The sequence below is a fragment of the Candidatus Clostridium helianthi genome (assembly GCF_045310795.1).
GTDB classification, from domain to species: Bacteria; Bacillota; Clostridia; order Clostridiales; family Clostridiaceae; genus Clostridium; species Clostridium helianthi.
The window spans coordinates 1-1,160 of sequence record NZ_JBJIAB010000107.1 but is presented as its reverse complement, the minus strand read 5'-3'; the positions used below and the strand labels follow the sequence as shown (position 1 = coordinate 1,160).

General features: G+C 31.1%; 1 protein-coding gene. It reads right to left on the bottom strand.

The annotated features are described in order from the left end of the window. Positions 1-103 precede the first annotated feature (103 nt). On the bottom strand, positions 104-1,009 hold the full coding sequence (locus tag ACJDTP_RS27375; protein WP_406763001.1) for a hypothetical protein: 906 nt from the start codon (positions 1,007-1,009) through the stop codon (positions 104-106). Positions 1,010-1,160 lie beyond the last annotated feature (151 nt).

Genomic DNA, 1,160 nt, shown 5'->3' with positions numbered 1-1,160 from the left:
CTACAAAGATCAGCTATATCTTGAGTTTATGTTATTATTTTAGTCTCAACATCGCAATCAAGCCAACTCAAATTATGAATTAACTAAGCGATAAATTAGAAATTTAACTGTGTAGTGCTTTAATATATCGTATATTTTTTATAATCAAATCTGATTTCCACCAATTCTTGCTAATGTTCCATTGTTCAGGATAGTCTGTCCATGACCATGTAATACCCCATGTACCATCTAATTCTTGAGTATTTAAAATAAATTCACATTCATAATCGCATATTTCTTTATTCTCCATATAGAAATCGCTTGTTTTAGTATCTATGAATAAAGATGGTTTACATACATAATCAACTGTCCACTTTGATGTGTCATATGTTATAACATGTTGAATCTGTTCGTGTAGTAAAGTACTGAATTCCTCTATATCCAAAAGATTGTTAATTGAACATTCTTTTATATACTCATATAATTCAACAAAGCAAGAAACAGTGTGCATAGATTCCATAGGAAAATTCACCTTAAAATAACTGTATGCTTCTTTAGCAAGGACACAAGCCAATTCAAAAAGTTTGCTATTTTTATCTGCAAATTTCAATATAAAACCAATAAAGCATGCTGTAGGATTATATGATGTTTCCTGATAAGGTTCGAAATTCCACCAAGGTGCATGAGGATAATCATTGTTAGTAGCCACTGCATTTGACCATGTATGTCCATCAAAATCCTTTCCTGAGGACAAATAATTCAATACTCCTTGTATAATTGGGTGATTTTTATCCTTCAGATTTATCTCTTTAATGATTTCCGTGGCAACCCACGTTTGCACTGGAGATGAATTAGGATTCCAACAATCTGGCTCAAGTGCATTTCCAAAGCCTCCATCCTCATTTTGGTATGCAATTAATGCTGTCAGAACATCTTCGTTGCTCCCGTTTTCAAACAGGTATTTCCATCTTGCTATATCAAGTGGTCTAGCATTCTTATAAATAAAGTTCCTAGATTGTTCATAATACATAATCAAACCTCCATTTAATTTTAATGATAAATAACTATTTATCTGTTAGTTAAATAGTAATCATTTCTTCACAATTTGAGTTGTGTTGATTGCGATGTTGAGACCTAAAAATAGCACATAATTAAAATAAATCTATACTTAATTTTATAGC